Annotated in this window: 10 protein-coding genes and 1 tRNA gene; 7 read left to right on the top strand and 4 right to left on the bottom strand. The window is 42.8% G+C overall.

Annotated elements, in window-relative coordinates:
- Positions 1-507: 507 nt before the first annotated feature.
- Positions 508-1,692 carry a M23 family metallopeptidase gene (locus tag ACE1OE_RS23325; protein WP_449212413.1) on the top strand — a complete coding sequence of 395 codons (1,185 nt, stop codon included), beginning with the start codon at positions 508-510 and terminating at the stop codon, positions 1,690-1,692.
- A gap of 215 nt (positions 1,693-1,907) precedes the next feature.
- Here ACE1OE_RS23325 and ACE1OE_RS23320 read toward each other — a convergent pair whose 3' ends face one another.
- A complete protein-coding gene (locus ACE1OE_RS23320; protein ID WP_449212412.1) occupies positions 1,908-2,552 on the bottom strand; it encodes a MurR/RpiR family transcriptional regulator in 645 nt (214 codons plus the stop codon).
- 171 nt (positions 2,553-2,723) lie between these two features.
- Here ACE1OE_RS23320 and ACE1OE_RS23315 point away from each other — a divergent pair, with 171 nt between their 5' ends.
- The 5 genes from ACE1OE_RS23315 (at position 2,724) to ACE1OE_RS23295 (ending at position 10,792) form a co-directional block, all read left to right on the top strand.
- Complete coding sequence (locus ACE1OE_RS23315; RefSeq protein WP_449212411.1) at positions 2,724-4,127, top strand: PTS fructose transporter subunit IIC; 1,404 nt, start codon at positions 2,724-2,726, stop codon at positions 4,125-4,127.
- A gap of 84 nt (positions 4,128-4,211) precedes the next feature.
- Positions 4,212-6,887, top strand: a complete 2,676-nt coding sequence (locus tag ACE1OE_RS23310; protein ID WP_449212410.1) for a glycoside hydrolase family 38 N-terminal domain-containing protein — start codon at positions 4,212-4,214, stop codon at positions 6,885-6,887.
- On the top strand, positions 6,880-8,574 hold the full coding sequence (locus tag ACE1OE_RS23305) for a sugar phosphorylase (protein ID WP_449212409.1): 1,695 nt from the start codon (positions 6,880-6,882) through the stop codon (positions 8,572-8,574). The genes ACE1OE_RS23310 and ACE1OE_RS23305 overlap by 8 nt, the downstream gene beginning before the upstream one ends.
- A gap of 10 nt (positions 8,575-8,584) precedes the next feature.
- Positions 8,585-9,205: a fructose PTS transporter subunit IIA gene (locus ACE1OE_RS23300; protein ID WP_449212408.1), complete on the top strand. Its 621-nt coding sequence runs from the start codon at positions 8,585-8,587 to the stop codon at positions 9,203-9,205.
- A gap of 666 nt (positions 9,206-9,871) precedes the next feature.
- Positions 9,872-10,792 (top strand): LysR family transcriptional regulator, encoded by a 921-nt coding sequence (locus tag ACE1OE_RS23295; RefSeq protein ID WP_449212407.1) that lies wholly within the window; start codon positions 9,872-9,874, stop codon positions 10,790-10,792.
- 83 nt (positions 10,793-10,875) lie between these two features.
- On the opposite strand, the gene ACE1OE_RS23290 is transcribed toward ACE1OE_RS23295, so the two are convergent.
- Together ACE1OE_RS23290 and ACE1OE_RS23285 are read right to left on the bottom strand one after the other, a co-directional pair.
- Positions 10,876-12,615 (bottom strand): solute:sodium symporter family transporter, encoded by a 1,740-nt coding sequence (locus ACE1OE_RS23290; RefSeq protein WP_449212406.1) that lies wholly within the window; start codon positions 12,613-12,615, stop codon positions 10,876-10,878.
- 15 nt (positions 12,616-12,630) lie between these two features.
- Positions 12,631-14,085, bottom strand: coding sequence for a sulfatase-like hydrolase/transferase (locus ACE1OE_RS23285; RefSeq protein WP_449212405.1), 1,455 nt, complete (start codon positions 14,083-14,085; stop codon positions 12,631-12,633).
- 389 nt (positions 14,086-14,474) lie between these two features.
- Here ACE1OE_RS23285 and ACE1OE_RS23280 point away from each other — a divergent pair, with 389 nt between their 5' ends.
- A complete protein-coding gene (locus tag ACE1OE_RS23280; RefSeq protein WP_449212404.1) occupies positions 14,475-17,351 on the top strand; it encodes a UvrD-helicase domain-containing protein in 2,877 nt (958 codons plus the stop codon).
- A 78-nt stretch (positions 17,352-17,429) separates the two neighbouring features.
- On the opposite strand, the gene ACE1OE_RS23275 is transcribed toward ACE1OE_RS23280, so the two are convergent.
- Positions 17,430-17,506 (bottom strand) — tRNA-Arg (locus tag ACE1OE_RS23275).
- Between the last annotated feature and the right edge of the window lie 8 nt (positions 17,507-17,514).

The raw sequence follows: 17,514 nt of genomic DNA, 5'->3' as shown, positions 1-17,514 counted from the left end.
AGAAGAGTACGAGGGATCAGAGATACAGAATACTTCAAACTGAAGATCAAACAGCTATCGGTTTCTGAGGTAAGCTCAATGTTTTACTCTTCTGTCAAGCTCACGTAAGCGGAGAAGAGCCCTTAAAGTAATGAAAAATTATGGGTGGGAGTCAATATGAGCGGTTAAAAGCGATCAGCTGAGCAATTCAATCGTTGAGATATTAGATGTCTTAAATAGAGCTGGAGCCGCTAAGTAAGCCGGATTCATGGAAACGTTCGGTATTGTGAAATGCTTAACATTGAGAGGTACTACTTGCTTGTTGCCATAAGCCTAGATTTGGTCGAGATACCGACCTTGTTAAGAAGACATTTAACAGTCAGTGAAAACAATGGGTCGCTTCCAAATTTTGTAATGAGGAAAGGTTAAGTCGTCCGTTACATCCGCAGTTTTTCATGGCATGACTATACTCTGTTTCATCGGCAATTATGACCGTGAAGTTCTCTGTTTAACATGCAAGGATGCATTATGAAATATGTTGTGTTCCTATTGATGGCCAGTATGGCTAGCTCAGAATTACATGCGCAGCCATATCAAGAGGTGTATACATCGGTGCTTGTACGCCCATTGACATCGATGAGTGTCCCGGTGTTAGGAACCAATGGGAAGTTCAACGTCACTTATGAGTTAGAGATCACTAACGCCGCAAGGAATATCGACGCAAAGCTTTTGTCATTGTCGGTATTAGATGCGGATGATCACAAGAATGTATTGATTTCTTTCGATGAAAAAAAGCTCATTGAGCAACTCGCACTGCTTGGCACTCGCCCTGTAAACAATACCAACATCGAAAGAAATGGTGGTCGTCTGTTGGCCGTGGAGCTCACTTTTTCGGAGCGTAGTGATATTCCAAAAAAGGTAGTACATCGTATTACTGCATTAGGAGCCAATAACCCAGGAAGCAAAGAGGCGGTCTCTTTGGAGTATTTGGCCGCCCAGCATCCCATTAGTGGCACGTTACCTCCTGTAATGGAACGCCCTGTTGAAGGGGACCGCTGGGTTGCAATTAATAGTTGTTGCCAAGTGGGTTTCCCACACCGGTTTTCGGTGGCGACGATCAATGGTGAGTTGGTTAACTCTCAGCGCTATGCGATAGACTGGATGCAGCTGGATGATAATGGGCACTTGTTCACAGGCTCGCCAGACAAGCTTACGAATTGGTTTAGTTACGGTGCAAATGTTATTGCAATGGGGGCGGGTAAAGTGATTAAGGTCATTGATGGGTTGCCAGACCAATTACCCGGGACAATACCTGACCCTCGGTCAATTTCCTTAGAGACAGTTGATGGTAATGCTATCGTAATTTTGTTCGACAATGGTTTTTATGGCATGTATGGCCACCTAAAGAGCGGCTCTATCTTAGTTAAAAAAGGTGACAGAATTCAGTCGGGAGACACTATTGCTCAGCTGGGTAATTCGGGAAATACCTCAGCACCTCATCTGCATTTCCATCTTATGCAAGGCCCGCTACCAGCCGGTTCCAATGCCGTCCCTTATGTACTGAATCAGTTTTCTTATCGAGGGCAGGTCGACCGCCAGCAGTTTATCGATAGCCTGCAGCTTGAAGATGATTTCTCCACCGGAATGACAACAGCGAAGCCAGTGAAGGACAGTTACCCAATGCAACTTTCAATTATTGATTTTGGAAATTAGCCAATAGACAGAGTGAAAATCTATATACGCGTGGCCTATTCCCGATCAAAACATAGGATACTTCCAACAAGTTATCTTTTATTCATTTTACTCATCCACTGATACTGCTATGTCCAGAGGTGTACTGTTACCGAGCTCACTAACACTTGTTACCCAAAAACACTGAGAAAGGCTGCTTTTTCATGCATCGTTTAAAAAGCTAAAAAGCTAAAAAGCTAGAAAGCCAATAGCTCTTTTCCGATTTGATCGATGATTTGTAGCGTATGAATCTGAGATTCCCTTCCATATAAAGAAATACCATCCACTTGCTCTTCTAAGTCGACATTTAAATGGCAAACTTGATCGAGCGTTGAGCCTTTATGACTAATTCCTAACACCTTTAGTCCTTTGCGTTTGGTGTTATTTGCCATTTCTATGACAGCGTTGGTCTCTCCGGATTTACTGATGAGAAGTAGGGTACCGAGTTCAGCTCGTGTCAGTTGATGAATATCAGTGATAACCAAATGAGGCAAATTCGCGAGAGACAAGAATCGAGATAGATAGTTCACGCTAACGATGGAAGCTCCACGAGAATATAGATACACCACAGGCGATGATTTTAATGTATTCGCTACACTAATTATTTGATGTGCGTTTGCCTCCGTTGCTGGAGCAGTAGCTTGATGATTTAGTTCATTTGCTAGTTTGTAGCGTAGCTCGGTGTAACTTGAATAGCCCATCTTTTTACACACTCGGTTTACCGATGTCGTCGTCGTTAAGGCTTTATTGGCAATGGTCTTGGCGGAAATATCATGCAACTCACTGGCGTGACCGATTAAATATTCGTAAATAGCGCGTTCTATACCTTGAAATGTGTTCATTGCTCTCAGCTATTATTGAATTGATTATCAATATTACGCGCGAAAATCAGGCAAATTACCATGACTTCAATCACAGATGTATCATGATACGGAAGTTGTACGACGAAACTGTGTCAGGAAATATTCATGCTCATATACTAGCCGCAGTCGATAATAATAAGGTACTAAACCATGAGTAAGAAAAAACTGGTTGCAGTGACCGCCTGCCCTACTGGCATTGCACACACGTTCATGGCTGCTAAGAAAATTCAAAGCTGGGCTGAAAAGCAAGGTTATGAAGTTAAGGTTGAAACCCAAGGTAGTGATGGTGTTAAGAACAAACTAACAGCCCACGACATTGCGACTGCTGATGGCGTCGTATTGGCCGTCGACGTGCCCATTATGGATATGGAACGTTTTGATAATGCGAACCCTCTAAAAATTCGTACTCAAGAGCTGATTAAACGTGTCGACGACATCTTGCCGACAGTGTTCCTTCGTGGCAAAGAAAAGTCGGAGGCAGATGCGGAAGTACATGATGAAAAGCGTTCTGCTTATCAAGTTGCGATAGGCCATATCATGACAGGTATCAGCTACATGCTGCCTGTCGTAGTGCTTGGTGGTCTATTGATGGCCATTGCGAAGATCACTGGCGAGTTCATTGATATTTCAGGTACTCCTTTTCAAATGCTAGATAAACTTGGCTTTATGACCATCAAGTTTATGTACCCCATTTTCGCCGCATATTTAGCTTATTCAATTGCAGGCAAACCTGCTCTTATTCCAGCCTTTATTGGTGGATTAATGACAGATGAGCCGTACAAAAGGTTCTTTGACTTGGAAGCATGGGCGCCATCAGGCTTCTTTGGTGCAATTGCTATTGGCTTCATCGTTGGTTACTTGGTCCGTTATTTAAACGATGTCATTAAGGTCAGAACCGATCTAACGACACTTAAAACGATGTTGCTGATCCCCGCAGTAACAGGTGTCGTCATGGTGTTTACGATGGAATATGCGATCAATCCATTCTTTGGTGCCTTGAATCTAGCGATGATCAAATTATTCACCGAAGCCGGTGATGCAGGCCGTGGTATCTACTCAATGGTTATCGCAGCAGGTACAGCGTTTGACTTGGGTGGTCCGATTAACAAGGCCGCAGGTTCGGTGGCACTTGGCCTTAATGGCATGAGTGAAGGTTTTGACCTAGTCGCTCGTGAGTTGGGGATCGTCATCCCACCAATCGGTGTTGGCCTAGCGGCTATGCTAGATGGCAAATTTCGCAAGCGCGTCTTCACGCCAGAAGAACAAACAGTGGGTAAGACATCTCTCATGTTAGGCATGATTGGTATTTCAGAAGGCGCAATTCCGTTCATTCTAAAGAATCCTAAGATGATCCCAATTATGATTCTTGGTTCAATTATCGGAACTCAATTGGCTGTTGTTCTTAACGTATATCAAAGCTTGCCACTGCCTGCAGTATGGGGGTGGTTCTTATCATCAGACCCAATCAGCTACACCATATCGGTAATCGTTGGTTCAAGCTTTATTGCCGCAGCATTATTGCTCTGTACAAAACCACAACCAAATAACGCCTAAGCTGGCCCCTTTTATTAAAAAATTAATGAAAGAGGCATTACCGCGCCTCTTTCATTCTAAATTAAGAAAAATAGAGATAAATCAATGGCTAAAATTCATGTAGTTCCACATACACACTGGGATCGTGAGTGGTATTTTACCCAACAAGACAGTGACGTCTTAGCAACGTATAACTTTACGAAAGTTATTGAAACGTTAGAAAATCAACCAGAATACAGTTGCTACCACCTAGATGGTCAATCATCTATTGTTGAGGATTATCTCAACGTTCTGCCACACATGCGTGGTCGTCTGGCGCAGCTAGTAACGGACAAAAAGCTTTTTATTGGTCCTTGGTACACTCAAACGGATACCTATAACGTCGCGGGCGAATCGATTATTCGCAACCTTAAATATGGTATGCATATTGCCGAAAGTTTGGGTTACAGCATGAAAGTCGGCTATTTGCCGGATACGTTCGGTCATAACGCGCAGATGCCCACGCTGTTTAAAGGGATGGGTATCGATAACATTATTTTTTGGCGTGGGATTGATTACGATCAACAAGTAAAACGCTCGAACTTCAATTGGCGTTCGGCTGGTGGGGATGAAATTTACGCCTACAATCTTGTGCATGGTTATGGCGCTGCGAAAAATATGATCGCGACTCCAGAGCACTTAGATAAAAAAATCTTCCCTATGGTTGAGAAAATTAAGTCGCTTTCTGGCTTGAACGAAGTACTTATTCCCTCGGGTGGTGACCAGGTAAATATTGACCCTGAGCTTCCCAAAACACTGCAGACTGCGACGCAGCGCTCACCAAATCAAGATGTGTATGCGATTTCTTCTATGGAAGCATTTATCGATGTACTACGTGATAATAGCGAGAGCTTTGAAACTTATAAAGGCGAATTTAAAGCTCCACGCTATGCACGAATTCATAAAACTATTGGCTCAGTTCGATATGACATCAAAAAGCTTAATTTCGATATAGAACAGTTCTTAATTAAAAAGCTTGAAGTGGTAATTGCCATTGCTAAAGCGCAAGGCATTACGGTACATACTGAACTGATTGATATCGCGTGGAAAAAAATTCTTGAATGCCATGCCCATGATAGCATCGGCGGTTGTAATAGCGATGCGACCAATACTGACATTATGCATCGCTTAAAGCAGGCTCAAGAAATTTGTCACGGTTTATACAACCTTGTGATCAAAGAAATAGCGAGCAGTTGTAATGACGGTGAGTTGATGCTTTTCAATGGGCGACTGCAACCATACTCTGGTCTGGTTAGGGCTGTCGTATTCAGTTCACATGAAAACATCGCCATCACCGATGGTCACGAATACTATGCTGTCGAAGTACTTAAGTGTGAAGCTTTAGATGGCGGCAAGGTGATTGAAGTAACGAAAGACGGCGAGAAAGAAGTCTCCGTTCCGCCATATTATCGTTTTGAATTGAATATTTCCGTTGTTGGCTTACCTGCGATGGGCTATCAGGTATTTGAAGTGCAGCCAAGCGATACAAGTAATCGTCAAGTTCAAGTCCGTGAACAAAAGTCCATTGAAAACGCTTTTCTTAAACTGACTTGTGAAGGGCGCCAGCTTCAATTGGTCGACAAAAAGACGAATCGGATTATTCCTCAACTTCTCACATTTGAAGAGCAGGCGGATGACGGTGATTCTTATGACTTCTCTCCATTACAAGGTGACACCCCCTTGTATAACCAATCGATTGAGCTTATCGAAACACAAATTGGTGAGACTGAACAAGTGATGATGGTCCGTGCGACACTTGATATTCCAGTTGACCTTAATGCCCGCGTTGCGAATCAGAATGATCATCAGGCTGTGTTTGAGGTGGGCTTAACGCTTAGCAAAGGCAGTGAGCAGCTTATAGTGTGCATCAAAACGATGAATCAAGCGAAGGATCACCGCGTGCGAGTGTTGGTTAATACAGATATTCAATCCAATACGTCGATTAGCACACAACCATTTGCACTGATGGAGCGCCCAATCGAACCATCAATTGAAGGCTGGGAGAAAACGTTCCGAGAATGTCCCGTTGACATCGAAACAACGGAAGGTTCTGTGGCGTTGGCCGAGCAAAACAAAGCGTTAGTGATTAACGGCAGCGGTCTCAAAGAGTTCCAAATCATCAAAGGCGAGCACTCAGACAAGGTTGCGCTCACTCTATTCAAATCTACAGGTGTACTGGGTAAAGATGATTTAGCGTGGCGACCGGGGCGAGCTTCTGGCATTAACAACACCGTGGTAAACACTCCAGATGCACAGCTGCAAAAATCGATGCAATTTAGCTTTGCTCTAACGTTAGCGAAAGACGCGCAACACAGTACTATTCGTCGTTTAGAGTGTGAATATCTTGACGCACCATTTAGCTACCAAAAGCAAACGCTGAATAGCTTTGAAAACCGATTAGAGCGTTTCCAAGTCCGGTTCGATTCACGTGAACGTTTAGCATCATTTAGCTTACTTACGCTCAAGCAGCCATTGGTGTTATCAAGTATTGGGCACTCTTTTTACCACAAAGATGCGGTGATCGTCCGGTTGTTTAACCCAACGCCCTCAGAGATAGAACTTGATTTCAATGCGTTTACGCAGTTTAAACAAGTTGAGCTAGTTGATTATAGAGAACAGCCAAAGACATACACAGATTCTGCAAGCTTTGGTCATGCTCCAAGACCGACGGTTAAACCAAACAACAGTATTGATTTACGCGTAACGTTTGCTGCTGCTCAATTAGGACAAAGACATGATTGAAAAAGAAATCTTCAATAAAGTGACTGAAATTTATGGTGAAGATAAGGCTAATTCGATTACTCAAGACATCTTAGTCTTAATTGAGAAATGGAAGCTACGTGCACCGCAATACACACAGTGGGTCGATGAGACTACATCTTACCTCATCACGTATGGTGACAGTTTTTGCAGACCCGGTGAAAGTACACTGATCAGTATGAAGTCGTTTGCCGATAAATATGTAAAAGGCTCAATCAGCAATATTCATATTCTGCCGATGTTCCCCTACACGTCTGATGATGGCTTTAGTGTCGTTGATTATCGGAAAATAGATGAAAACCTAGGCGACTGGCAGCATTTGAATGCTTTGTCTGAAAACTTTGATTTGATGTATGACTGTGTAATCAATCATATATCTAAAAGTAGCGGTTGGTTTAAAGGATATTTAGCAGGCGACGAAAAATACCAAGATTATTTTATTGAGTCTGATCCAAACCGAGACTATTCAAGTGTGACGCGTCCCCGTGCTTTGCCGCTCCTGACGCCGTTTAAAAAGGCTTCGGGTGAGACTGCTCATATTTGGACGACCTTCTCGGACGATCAAATCGATATTAATTTCCACAACCCTAAAGTGCTTTTGGAAAGTATTGATATTTTGTTGATGTACGCTGCAAACGGTGGTCGTTCTATCCGTTTGGATGCGATTGGTTTTATTTGGAAGGTGCTTAATAGCACGTGCATACATCTGCCTGAAGTTCACCAAATCATCCAATTGTGGAGAATAATATTTGATGAAGCGATCCCGGGGGCATTACTGATCACGGAAACGAATGTACCACACAAGGAGAATGTTTCGTATTTTGGTCAGGGCAATGAAGCGCATATGGTCTACCAGTTCCCATTACCCCCTTTAACTCTGCATGCTTTTATGAGCAACAATAGCAAGGTATTGACTGAGTGGGCCAAAGGGCTAACTGAAGAAGCTATGACATCGTTAAAAGAAGGACGCAAGACAACTTACTTTAACTTCCTCGCAAGCCATGATGGCATAGGGGTACGCCCAACAGAAGGCATTTTGACGAACGAAGATCGTCAACTCATGTGTGAGCAAGTTGAGCGAAAGGGTGGGCGTGTAAATTACAAGAATAATGGCGACGGCACTCAGTCTCCATATGAATTAAATATTAACTATCTGAGTGCCATTACTGAGCCAGATGATTCAATTGAAAGTAAGGTTGATAAGTTTATAGCCGCTCAATCAATATTATTATCGTTCATTGGTGTACCTGCTATTTATTATCACAGCTTCTTGGGTAGTGAGAATGACGTTAAGGGTATGAATGAATCAGGCATCAATCGCCGCATCAATCGAATGAAGTTTGATTTGGATGAACTTGAGGTTCAGTTAATGGAGTTTGGTTCGCTGAGAGAGCGGGTATATCGTCGATTGGTTGAACTCTTTGCCATACGCAAGCAGCATCGAGCATTCTCTCCTTTATCGTCCCAGAAAATACTAGAGCTTGGGAGTCATATTTTTGCGCTTCAACGTGGAGAAGGCTCTGATTCCATTCGTTGTATCGTCAATTTAAGTGACCAACCCCAAGGCGTACAATTGAAAGATGGTGAGTATGACTTAATTACTAATATGTCGTTACGAAACACAGTTACTTTGAATCCATACCAATTCGTTTGGTTAAAGCAGCAATAAGGAATTAGCAATGAAATTATCAGACCTGACTTCAGAAAGTTTAATCCTGCTCGATGCTGTATTTGAAGATCGATTCGCAGCCATTAATGCTCTCACTGACAAAATAGACCAAGCCGGTAAATTGAGTAACAAAGAGCAGTTTTTAGACGCGGTGCTGTTACGTGAAGAAGAGGGACCGACGGCACTTGGTGAATACCTAGCGGTACCTCATGGTAAGTCTCCCGCAGTAATTGAGCCCGCTTTCGCCTGCGCTTTTGTTCGAGACGAGTTAATGTGGCAAGGCATTGACGGTGATGAACCCGTCAAGATGGTTTTTTTGATTGCGATTCCGCTAGCCGAGGCCGGATCAACGCACATCGAAGTGTTAACCACATTAACGTCATCACTGGTTGATGATGATTTCCGAGACGAATTGTTAGCAGCAAATTCGACCGAGCAAATCATTAAATTGTTTGGTGCGGAAGACACCTGTACGCAAAGTGATGACGTCATTGAAAGTGAAGCATCGTCAGTGCCTAATTCACAGTCACAAGAAGAACCTGAAATGGCAAATGATATTAGCCGTATAGCGTATCCCATGTTTTTAGGGGGCGGATTACTAGTTTCGGTATTATTGTTCCTGCTGCTTTAGAGAAAGTTAGGTTAAGAGTAAACAACGACGGTGCTTGGTTATTTGTGGACTAGAACTAAAATGCCTTAGCTAATAAATTAGCTAAGGCATTTTTTATTTGGCGCTCCCGACAGAATTCGAACCTGCCGGATCACCAAACCAATTTAATCGCACAGTGAGGGGAACGGATGCCCTAAAAGATGAAGCGGCGATAGCTGTTATGTCGTGATTGAGTTGATAGTGAAAACAAAACAACGAACAACTCTGCAAGTTGTATCTTACGGAAGATATACGGGCATAGATGGTATATCTAACTTAGATATGCTCTACATCATCCCCCCTAGTCTCAAACAAACTCGTCGAACCATCACAGATATATAACAAGATCGTGCGTATCATATAGCGTAAAACGATAAGGCTATCGGCACAAGCAAAGCGGTCTCCTTAACTTATCTACAAGCATTGCAAGCTGCTGAACAAAAACGTCCTGGCCGGGCTAGGGGTTACTAGAAGCTTTATGATTCAAACCAAAATATGGCCACCACATTAGTGCATGGTGTAAATAGCAATGTATTGTGAGAAACCGACACTGAAGTCTAGTTGGCGCTTCACCGAGAGTTGGGTTAGCTATGTCTAGCGCTCATTAGATCGTGTAGAAAACGAATCAAGCATACAGCTGGGGGGGATATGGAAAAGGTTTATGTTCATTTTATGCAAGTGGCTTATCAAGGCTCTATATCACAAGCCAGTGCAGCGTTGAATATCACACAACCGGCTATTAGTAAAAGTATTAAGACCTTGGAAAAACGTTACAAAACGCCTTTATTTGTGCGTAACTCAAAGGGCGTAGAGATCACGCCAGCAGGGACAATCGTGCTCGAGCGTTGCAAGCGAATGGAAAACGAATTGCAGGCGATGGCGAGCGATATTGAGGATTTGTTTTCGCAACACGACCGAATCAAGATAGGCTCTGGTCCGGCGTGGGAAATGCCTTTGTGCGCAATAATATCAGACTTCTTATTACGCTTCCCGAACAGTCGTATGATGATTGAGTCAGATACGATCTCACAACTGATCCCGCGTATGTTGTCGGGAGAATTGGACATTGCCCTTGGCGGAGAAGATAGTATTGGGTTAGATGTTAATAAAGAACTCACTTTTATCCCTTTAATTGACACTCGGCTATGTATCGTTGCGCACGAAAGCCACAAATTGGCGCATATGAAAAAGTGCAAATTAGATCAACTTGTCCATTACCCATGGATAGCTTATCAACACTCAGAGAAGATTTTAGAGCATGTAAACCAATTGCTTGATAGAGAGCAAGTTGCGCCTGTCAGGTTTACTTTGGAAACTGAATTCATGGAAGTAGCCTTGATGACACTCTGTAAGAATGACGGTCTAATGTGTATCTCTCACACTTTATACGAAAAGGTGCGCCACCACGGGATTGTAGAGCTGGTCATTGACGAACCTATTTGGTCTTATCACATCGGTGCATGGGTTCCCCCGGCCTACAAACGAACCCCTCTGGTCAACGAATTCATTAACGCAATCAGTCAACAGGCCGAGCTTTATAACCTCAATCATAGTTCGCCTCTGCTCTAACAAAACCTTAATGTAAAAAATCCAGTGGCTTACCACTGGATTTTTTACATTAAGGTTTTGTGCTTCGATATAGCCTCTCTCGATTAACTCTCTTTTGCGAGGTTTGTTGAGGCATCACTGTCTTTTTTACGTTCTTTCATAAAGGCGTTGTAGGCGTAATTGACCGCAAAGATACCGATTGTCGTCATGATGACGATCATTGTAATGTTACCTACAATTTCATCCGCTGGCGCGACCACACCAAGCGGTGAGAAAATAGCGTAGGTTGCGACCATAACCCCTAACACCGTTATAGATGCAATAGGAAGATGTTTCCAGTTCTCAACGTTTACTGGTGCTTCATCGCCTGTATTATTAACATAATTGATCGGATTCAGGTAAGTCATAACGCCAGTTACTACAAGGCCACAAACAAAATAGATGGCCGTTTTGTGTAAGAAGTGAAGATCCCAACCTGTGTAACCAAACTTGAAGAATAAGTAAAGTGCACCATAGGTTGCCATACCTGCTAGTACGGATTTTGAAGAAGCTTTTTTCGACATCATACCAACTAAAATCATGAGCAGCATAGGCACGGTGAACAATGCATTAAACTCTTGCATGAACATATACAGACCTTGAGGTGCATTTTTGATGTATGGGGCGCAAATGGCAGCAAAAATGGCAAGGCCGGTACCAAACCATTTACCAGCTTTGATACATTGATCATTGTTAATTTTGCCTTGTTTATACGGCTTGTAGATATTAACTGCAAAAATAGTTGAACATGAGTTAATGGTAGAGTTAAAGGTTGAAATAATGGCGCCAAACAATACTGCTCCAAAGAAACCAATAAATGCATCGGGTAATACTCGACTTACAAGCAGTGGATAAGCTTCGTCAGGACGAATACCTTCGTTACCATAAAGGTGGTAAGCAATAATCCCTGGGACAATTAAAATAACTACACTGATAATCTTAATCAGACCCGCAAACAGTACGCCTTTTTGGCCTTCTGCGACATTTTTTGCACCTAACGCTCGTTGGATAATGACTTGGTTGGTACAAGCCCAATAGATGTTGATCAATACCATACCGGTAAAGATGGCGCCAAAAGGAACGTTAACTTTCGGCGAGGTGACGGCATTGAGCATCTGTTGATTGTTGGTTACCAATTCATAGACACCATCCCCAACATCCCCCGCTCCTAATGTTTGCAAACCAAGTATTAATACAAAAATACTGCCTACGAAGAACCCAATGCCATTGACCGTATCCGAGACAACAACGGCCTTTAATCCTCCGAATATGGCATAAATACCGCCAATTACAGTAATAAAAACAATAGAAAGGGTCAGTGCAGCAGAGTCGGAAATGTTAAATAGAGTCGCCACAGAAAATATTTTACTTAAACCCAGAGCGCCTGCGTAGACAACCGTTGGTAGGGCTATCGCGGCCATATTAACCAAAATACACCAAGCGATAACATTACGTGCCATAGAACCGAAGCGAGCTTCTATATAGTCAGGAATAGTGGTAATACCTTTCTTAATAAAGTACGGCAAAAAAACAACCGCCATCATTACAAAAGCCATCGCTGAAGTCACCGCCCAACCCATGTTGGACAACCCCACAGAATAGCCTTGCCCATTCAATCCTATCAGTTGCTCGGCAGACCAGTTGGTTAGCAGTATCGAAAAGCCGATAGATAACCCCGATAGGCTACGCCCACCGAGAAAATAGCCATCACTGGACTTTAGGTCCTCTTTTTTAGTTGCATTGTAAGAGATAATGGCCACCAAAGAGGTGAAACCTATAAATGAGAGTAACGTCCATACATTCATGTTTTTTTTCCTTATTTACTCAAATGCAATCGCAGGACCAAATTCTGCTAAACCCACGAGGATATAAGGGTTAACACATTGATCGTTTGTGCTTGCCGCAAACTCCCACATTTTTTTGTACAGTTTTTTGCGAGTGCCGATGAGATCGTGTTGTTCTATCAGGTTATTAAGTTCGTTAGGGTCTTGTTTTAGGTTGTAGAGTTCGTCTGTATCGAGTGCGTTGTAAACCAATTTCCAGTCGTCATTAAATACAGCACGTTGAATGCCATACACTTCATTTCCATTGGTTTGGGTATAGAGATAATCTTTTTTATTAGTTGTATCTAGGTCGTAAAGGTATTGAGTCAAGCTACTGCCAACAATAGTTTGACTGAATTCGGTATTCGCTAGCTCAAGAATGGTAGGAGCAAAGTCAGCTAACGACACTAGGTGCTCTACGGTTCGACCGGGATTTACTATGCCATTCTTCCAATAAGCGACGGCAGGGATGTGGTAAGCCCCTCTAAATGCAGGTAACCCCTTGCACCACAAACCATGTTCACCGTTGTAATCCCCATGATCGCTAGTAAATAGGATTAAGGTATCGTCAAAACGATTGTGCCGCTTTAGCTCATCGAGTACTAAACCAAAGAGGTGATCTTCGTAAGTACAGAAAGCCATATAGTGTTTTATCGATGCCTTTTTCTCTTCAATGCTTAGTTGATCAAACAGCGCCTTGACCTTTCGGTTATAAACCGGTTTATCCAACATGTTATCGAAGTGAATATCACTTAATTCAACCTCGTAATCGGCATACATATTCAGGAAATACTGGGGCACAAAGTAAGGGTCGTGTGGGCCTAAAGTGCCGATATACATCAACCACGGGTCATCGCTACTCCTGAGTTGTTGTAATTTTTTGAGGGCAGACTCAACAACACCTCGATCATTAAACGGATTTTCATCAATGCCATAATGTACATAATCAGGGTAACCATACCTCAAGATTTGTCCTGGCTGTCGTGGTGTATGTTCTTGCTGCGAGAGCGTCTTGTACATCTCCCAGCCTGGCATCATTGCGGCCGACGTGGGATCGTTTTTTGAAGCCTTGTTGCTGGTGACCAACAGTTCTTCGAAATGATGATCTTCTGGTCCAGTTTCATAACAAACGTGCCATTTTCCGGCAAAATAGTTGTGATAATTTTTTTGGCTTAACAGACTGCTAAACAGGCTTGAATGGGGATTAATTTCCTTTGAGAGGCTATTTTGCACACAGACATTATTCCAAATGCCATGTTGTGTTGGGTATTGCCCTGTAAAAAAGGTTGCTCGTGAAGGGCAACAATGGGGAGACGGACAATGGGTATTACTAAAGTGAACGCCTTTATCCATTAAAGAGCGTAAGTTAGGCATGATGATGTCTGTGTTAGTAAGGCTATCACCACGCTGTTGATCTGTCATAAAGACAAGGATATTTGGTTGTTTAGTCATAGGGCATCCTTCATTTTCTGTTTCTAGAATAGACTTCTAGAGACTGAAAATTGTGATGCTAATACCGGTTACGGGCAGAAGGTTATAAGGGATAAGCAAATAGTGAACGCGCCCCTGATTCTTTATAAATTTAAGTTTTTAGTGCCATAAAAATAAGTTATGGCATTAAAAACTTAAATTTGAGGGTGTTAGAATTCTGCTATTAGGGCGTGCTGTTCTTTGCTGTCAGTGGTTATTAAAATGTCTTTATCGTTTGATTGTATCGCTTAATCAACGGTCCTTAGATTGTTTAGAAACAAAACCTAACAATGCGCAAATACTAGTACTTAGCCAATAAGTTAGAATACGCCACTTTACGAGGCATATCACACTTTAGGCGGTAGCGTACGATGACCCAGTGGACACTCACCACAAACCCTCTCGCACGGATTGTTAACAAACAAGCGATTCTGACGATCTGTGAAACGGGCATAAAAACGATCAGGGGTAAAGAAACTCATTTTTTCAAATGGGAACAACTGGATAGCGCTCCAGTCGTCAAAGTCTCACTGGCTGGTGGGTGCCTGAGTTTTCGTGTTAATGGTGAACAACACCGCTTTTCTATGTTGAGTTATCTTCTTACGTTAAAGCACGCATATCGGTTTTTTCCGTATTGGGCTAACCGCAATGCTGAACGTTTAAAAGACTTTCTAAAGTCGGTTAATCATCAATGCCATTCGCGCTTTATCCGTGATTCTGTTGTGCGAAACATCAAACAATGTGTTGATGATGAATTCAAGCGCTGGAAAGGTTGGGATAAGGCCTCTGGACTTTCGAACTTAGCGCAGGAAACGGCGGAGCAACTTAGCAGTATAAATAATTGGACTCAATCTGATATAGATAGAATCCGTCATGAATACACTGTTCGTCAATTGGAAGCGTTCGAAACGTTCTTTGATAATGTCGAGTCTAATCCGCTTACTGAAAAGCAAAGGATTGCTTGCGTAACCGATAATGATAACAACCTACTTCTAGCGGGCGCCGGCACTGGAAAAACCAGTGTTATGGTTGGTAAAACAGGCTACTTGATTAACAGTGGGCAGGCCACGTCAAATGATATATTGATGCTTGCCTATGGCCGTATCGCTGCACAGGAAATGGATGAGAGGATAAAAGAAAAGTTAGGATTCGATGATGTAAAAGCAAGTACGTTTCATAGTCTTGGTGTCAAAATTATCGCCCAAGTAGAGGGCAAAGCACCAAGTTTATCTCCCCTAGAAGGCGATGTACGAGCAAAAGTAAAATGGATGAATGACGCCATTTCGTCTCTTATGCAGGATGCACGATACAAGAAAGCGCTACTCGACTATTTTAGTGCTTATTATTTTGTCGATAAAGACCCATTCAAGTTCAAAACACAAGGCGAGTACTTAAAGTACCTCAACGATAATGATATCCGCACTCTTAAAGGGGAACAGGTAAAAAGTTTTGGTGAAATGGTGATTGCCAATTGGCTATATAGAAAAGGCATCAATTACCAGTATGAAGCCAAGTATCGAATTAACGTCTCTACGGAGCAGTATCGACAATATGAGCCAGATTTCTACCTGCCTGATTACGATATCTATATTGAATATTACGGCACTGATAAAAACGGAAATCCTCCGCCTTATATCGACAAACAGAGATATCAACAAGGGATAGAGTGGAAGCGGGAAACGCATGCTAAGTATGGAACGGGTTATGTGGAGCTCTATTACCATCAACATCGTAACCAAACCATTTTAGGTATTTTGGAGAGTGAACTTATAGCTCGTGAGGTAAATACAACCCCACTGCCTGATAATACTCTGCTCGACAATTTAGAACAGACAGGTCAGGTCACTGAGCTTGCACGGTTGCTAGGTTCAATGGTTGATATGTATAAAGCCGCATGTCTTGATGGGGAAGGGGTTAAGCAAATAATTAACAGCTCTATTGACCCCAAGCAAACGGAAAAAGCACTAGAGCTGTTGATGCCGTTGCAACAACGCTACCAAGATTACCTGCTTGAGCAAAGCGTCATCGATTTCAATGATATGATTTCCAAAGCATTGTCGTATGTTGAAACGGGTCAATTTCAATCGCCGTGGAAATATTTACTTGTTGATGAATTCCAAGATATTTCGGAACCAAGGGCAAGGCTAGTTAAAGCGCTACGCGATAATAAAGAGGATTCTTCTCTGTTTTGTGTTGGTGATGACTGGCAAGCCATCTACCGCTTTAGTGGTGCAGATGTTCGCTTAACGACAGACTTTGAACAGTACTTTGGTTCAACGTCTCAAACAACCCTAGACATGACGTTTAGGTTTAATAATTCCATCGGAGATGTTGCTACTCAGTTTGTGACAAAAAATCCAGTTCAGCTAAAAAAGAATATTAAGTCTCTTGTACAAGTTGATGGCCCTGCCGTGAGTATCATCCGACAAGGCGCTGAAGAGGAGGGAATGACCTCATTAGATAAGGCATTAACTTCAATTGCGAATCGAGTACTTGAGTCGAATAAGCTAGCCAAAAATAAAGTCTATTTATTGGCAAGGTATTGGTACAAGTTACCGGATGCTAACTACTTACAGTGGCTCAGAGGGCGTTACCCAATGCTCGACATAGAGAACCAGTCCTTTCATGCATCAAAAGGCAAGGAAGCCGAGTATGTTGTTGTTATGGGGTTGACAACAGGTAAGCATGGGTTTCCGTCAGAAAAACAGATTCCCCCGTTGATTGACGCTTTGTTGCCTCAAGGCGACAGTTTTGAACATGCTGAAGAGCGCCGATTGTTTTATGTCGCCCTAACTCGAGCGAAACACAAAGCGTACTTACTTGCTGATATGACCGATGCTAGTGATTTCGTAACGGAATTACTCAAAGACAAGTACCCAGTTGATATCGATGAATTTGATGTGTCTTTAATGCAACAGAAGGCGGATAAAACCGTTTGCCATTCTTGTAAGGCAGGCATTCTTAAGCCTAGAGTGGGCCAATACGGCAGGTTTATGTCTTGTACGCTGTATCCCCGTTGCAAGCATAAAGAAACACCTTGTGAGCAGTGTGAAAGCCCGATGACCCGAGAAAGTAAAGAGGGTTACCAAGTTTGCATTAATTCTAGTTGTGAACATGAGCGTCCAGTGTGTTTGAGCTGTGGTAGTGAAATGAAATTGAGGCGCGGCAAGTACGGTGTATTCTGGGGGTGTTCGACTTATCGCCGAAATGTAGAGAATAACTGTTCCTACAAGATTAAAGCCGCTTAGGTCGCTAAAGCTAATCTGCTACACAGAATGCAAAAACAACAAAGGGCTAGCAGTTATTAACTTGCTAGCCCTTTAATATGGCGCTCCCGACAGGATTCGAACCTGTGACCTGCCCCTTAGGAGGGGGCCGCGCTATCCAGCTGTGCCACGGGAGCTTATGGCC

It is taken from the genome of Vibrio sp. E150_011 (assembly GCF_053544015.1).
The sequence above is the reverse complement of the archived record's forward strand: the minus strand, read 5'-3'. Positions and strand labels throughout refer to the sequence as shown.

Coding starts and splice junctions, on each gene's coding strand:
- ACE1OE_RS23325 (WP_449212413.1), top strand. CDS start 508: ATGAAATATGTTGTGTTCCTATTGATGGCCAGTATGGCTAGCTCAGAA.
- ACE1OE_RS23320 (WP_449212412.1), bottom strand. CDS start 2,552: ATGAACACATTTCAAGGTATAGAACGCGCTATTTACGAATATTTAATC.
- ACE1OE_RS23315 (WP_449212411.1), top strand. CDS start 2,724: ATGAGTAAGAAAAAACTGGTTGCAGTGACCGCCTGCCCTACTGGCATT.
- ACE1OE_RS23310 (WP_449212410.1), top strand. CDS start 4,212: ATGGCTAAAATTCATGTAGTTCCACATACACACTGGGATCGTGAGTGG.
- ACE1OE_RS23305 (WP_449212409.1), top strand. CDS start 6,880: ATGATTGAAAAAGAAATCTTCAATAAAGTGACTGAAATTTATGGTGAA.
- ACE1OE_RS23300 (WP_449212408.1), top strand. CDS start 8,585: ATGAAATTATCAGACCTGACTTCAGAAAGTTTAATCCTGCTCGATGCT.
- ACE1OE_RS23295 (WP_449212407.1), top strand. CDS start 9,872: ATGGAAAAGGTTTATGTTCATTTTATGCAAGTGGCTTATCAAGGCTCT.
- ACE1OE_RS23290 (WP_449212406.1), bottom strand. CDS start 12,615: ATGAATGTATGGACGTTACTCTCATTTATAGGTTTCACCTCTTTGGTG.
- ACE1OE_RS23285 (WP_449212405.1), bottom strand. CDS start 14,085: ATGACTAAACAACCAAATATCCTTGTCTTTATGACAGATCAACAGCGT.
- ACE1OE_RS23280 (WP_449212404.1), top strand. CDS start 14,475: ATGACCCAGTGGACACTCACCACAAACCCTCTCGCACGGATTGTTAAC.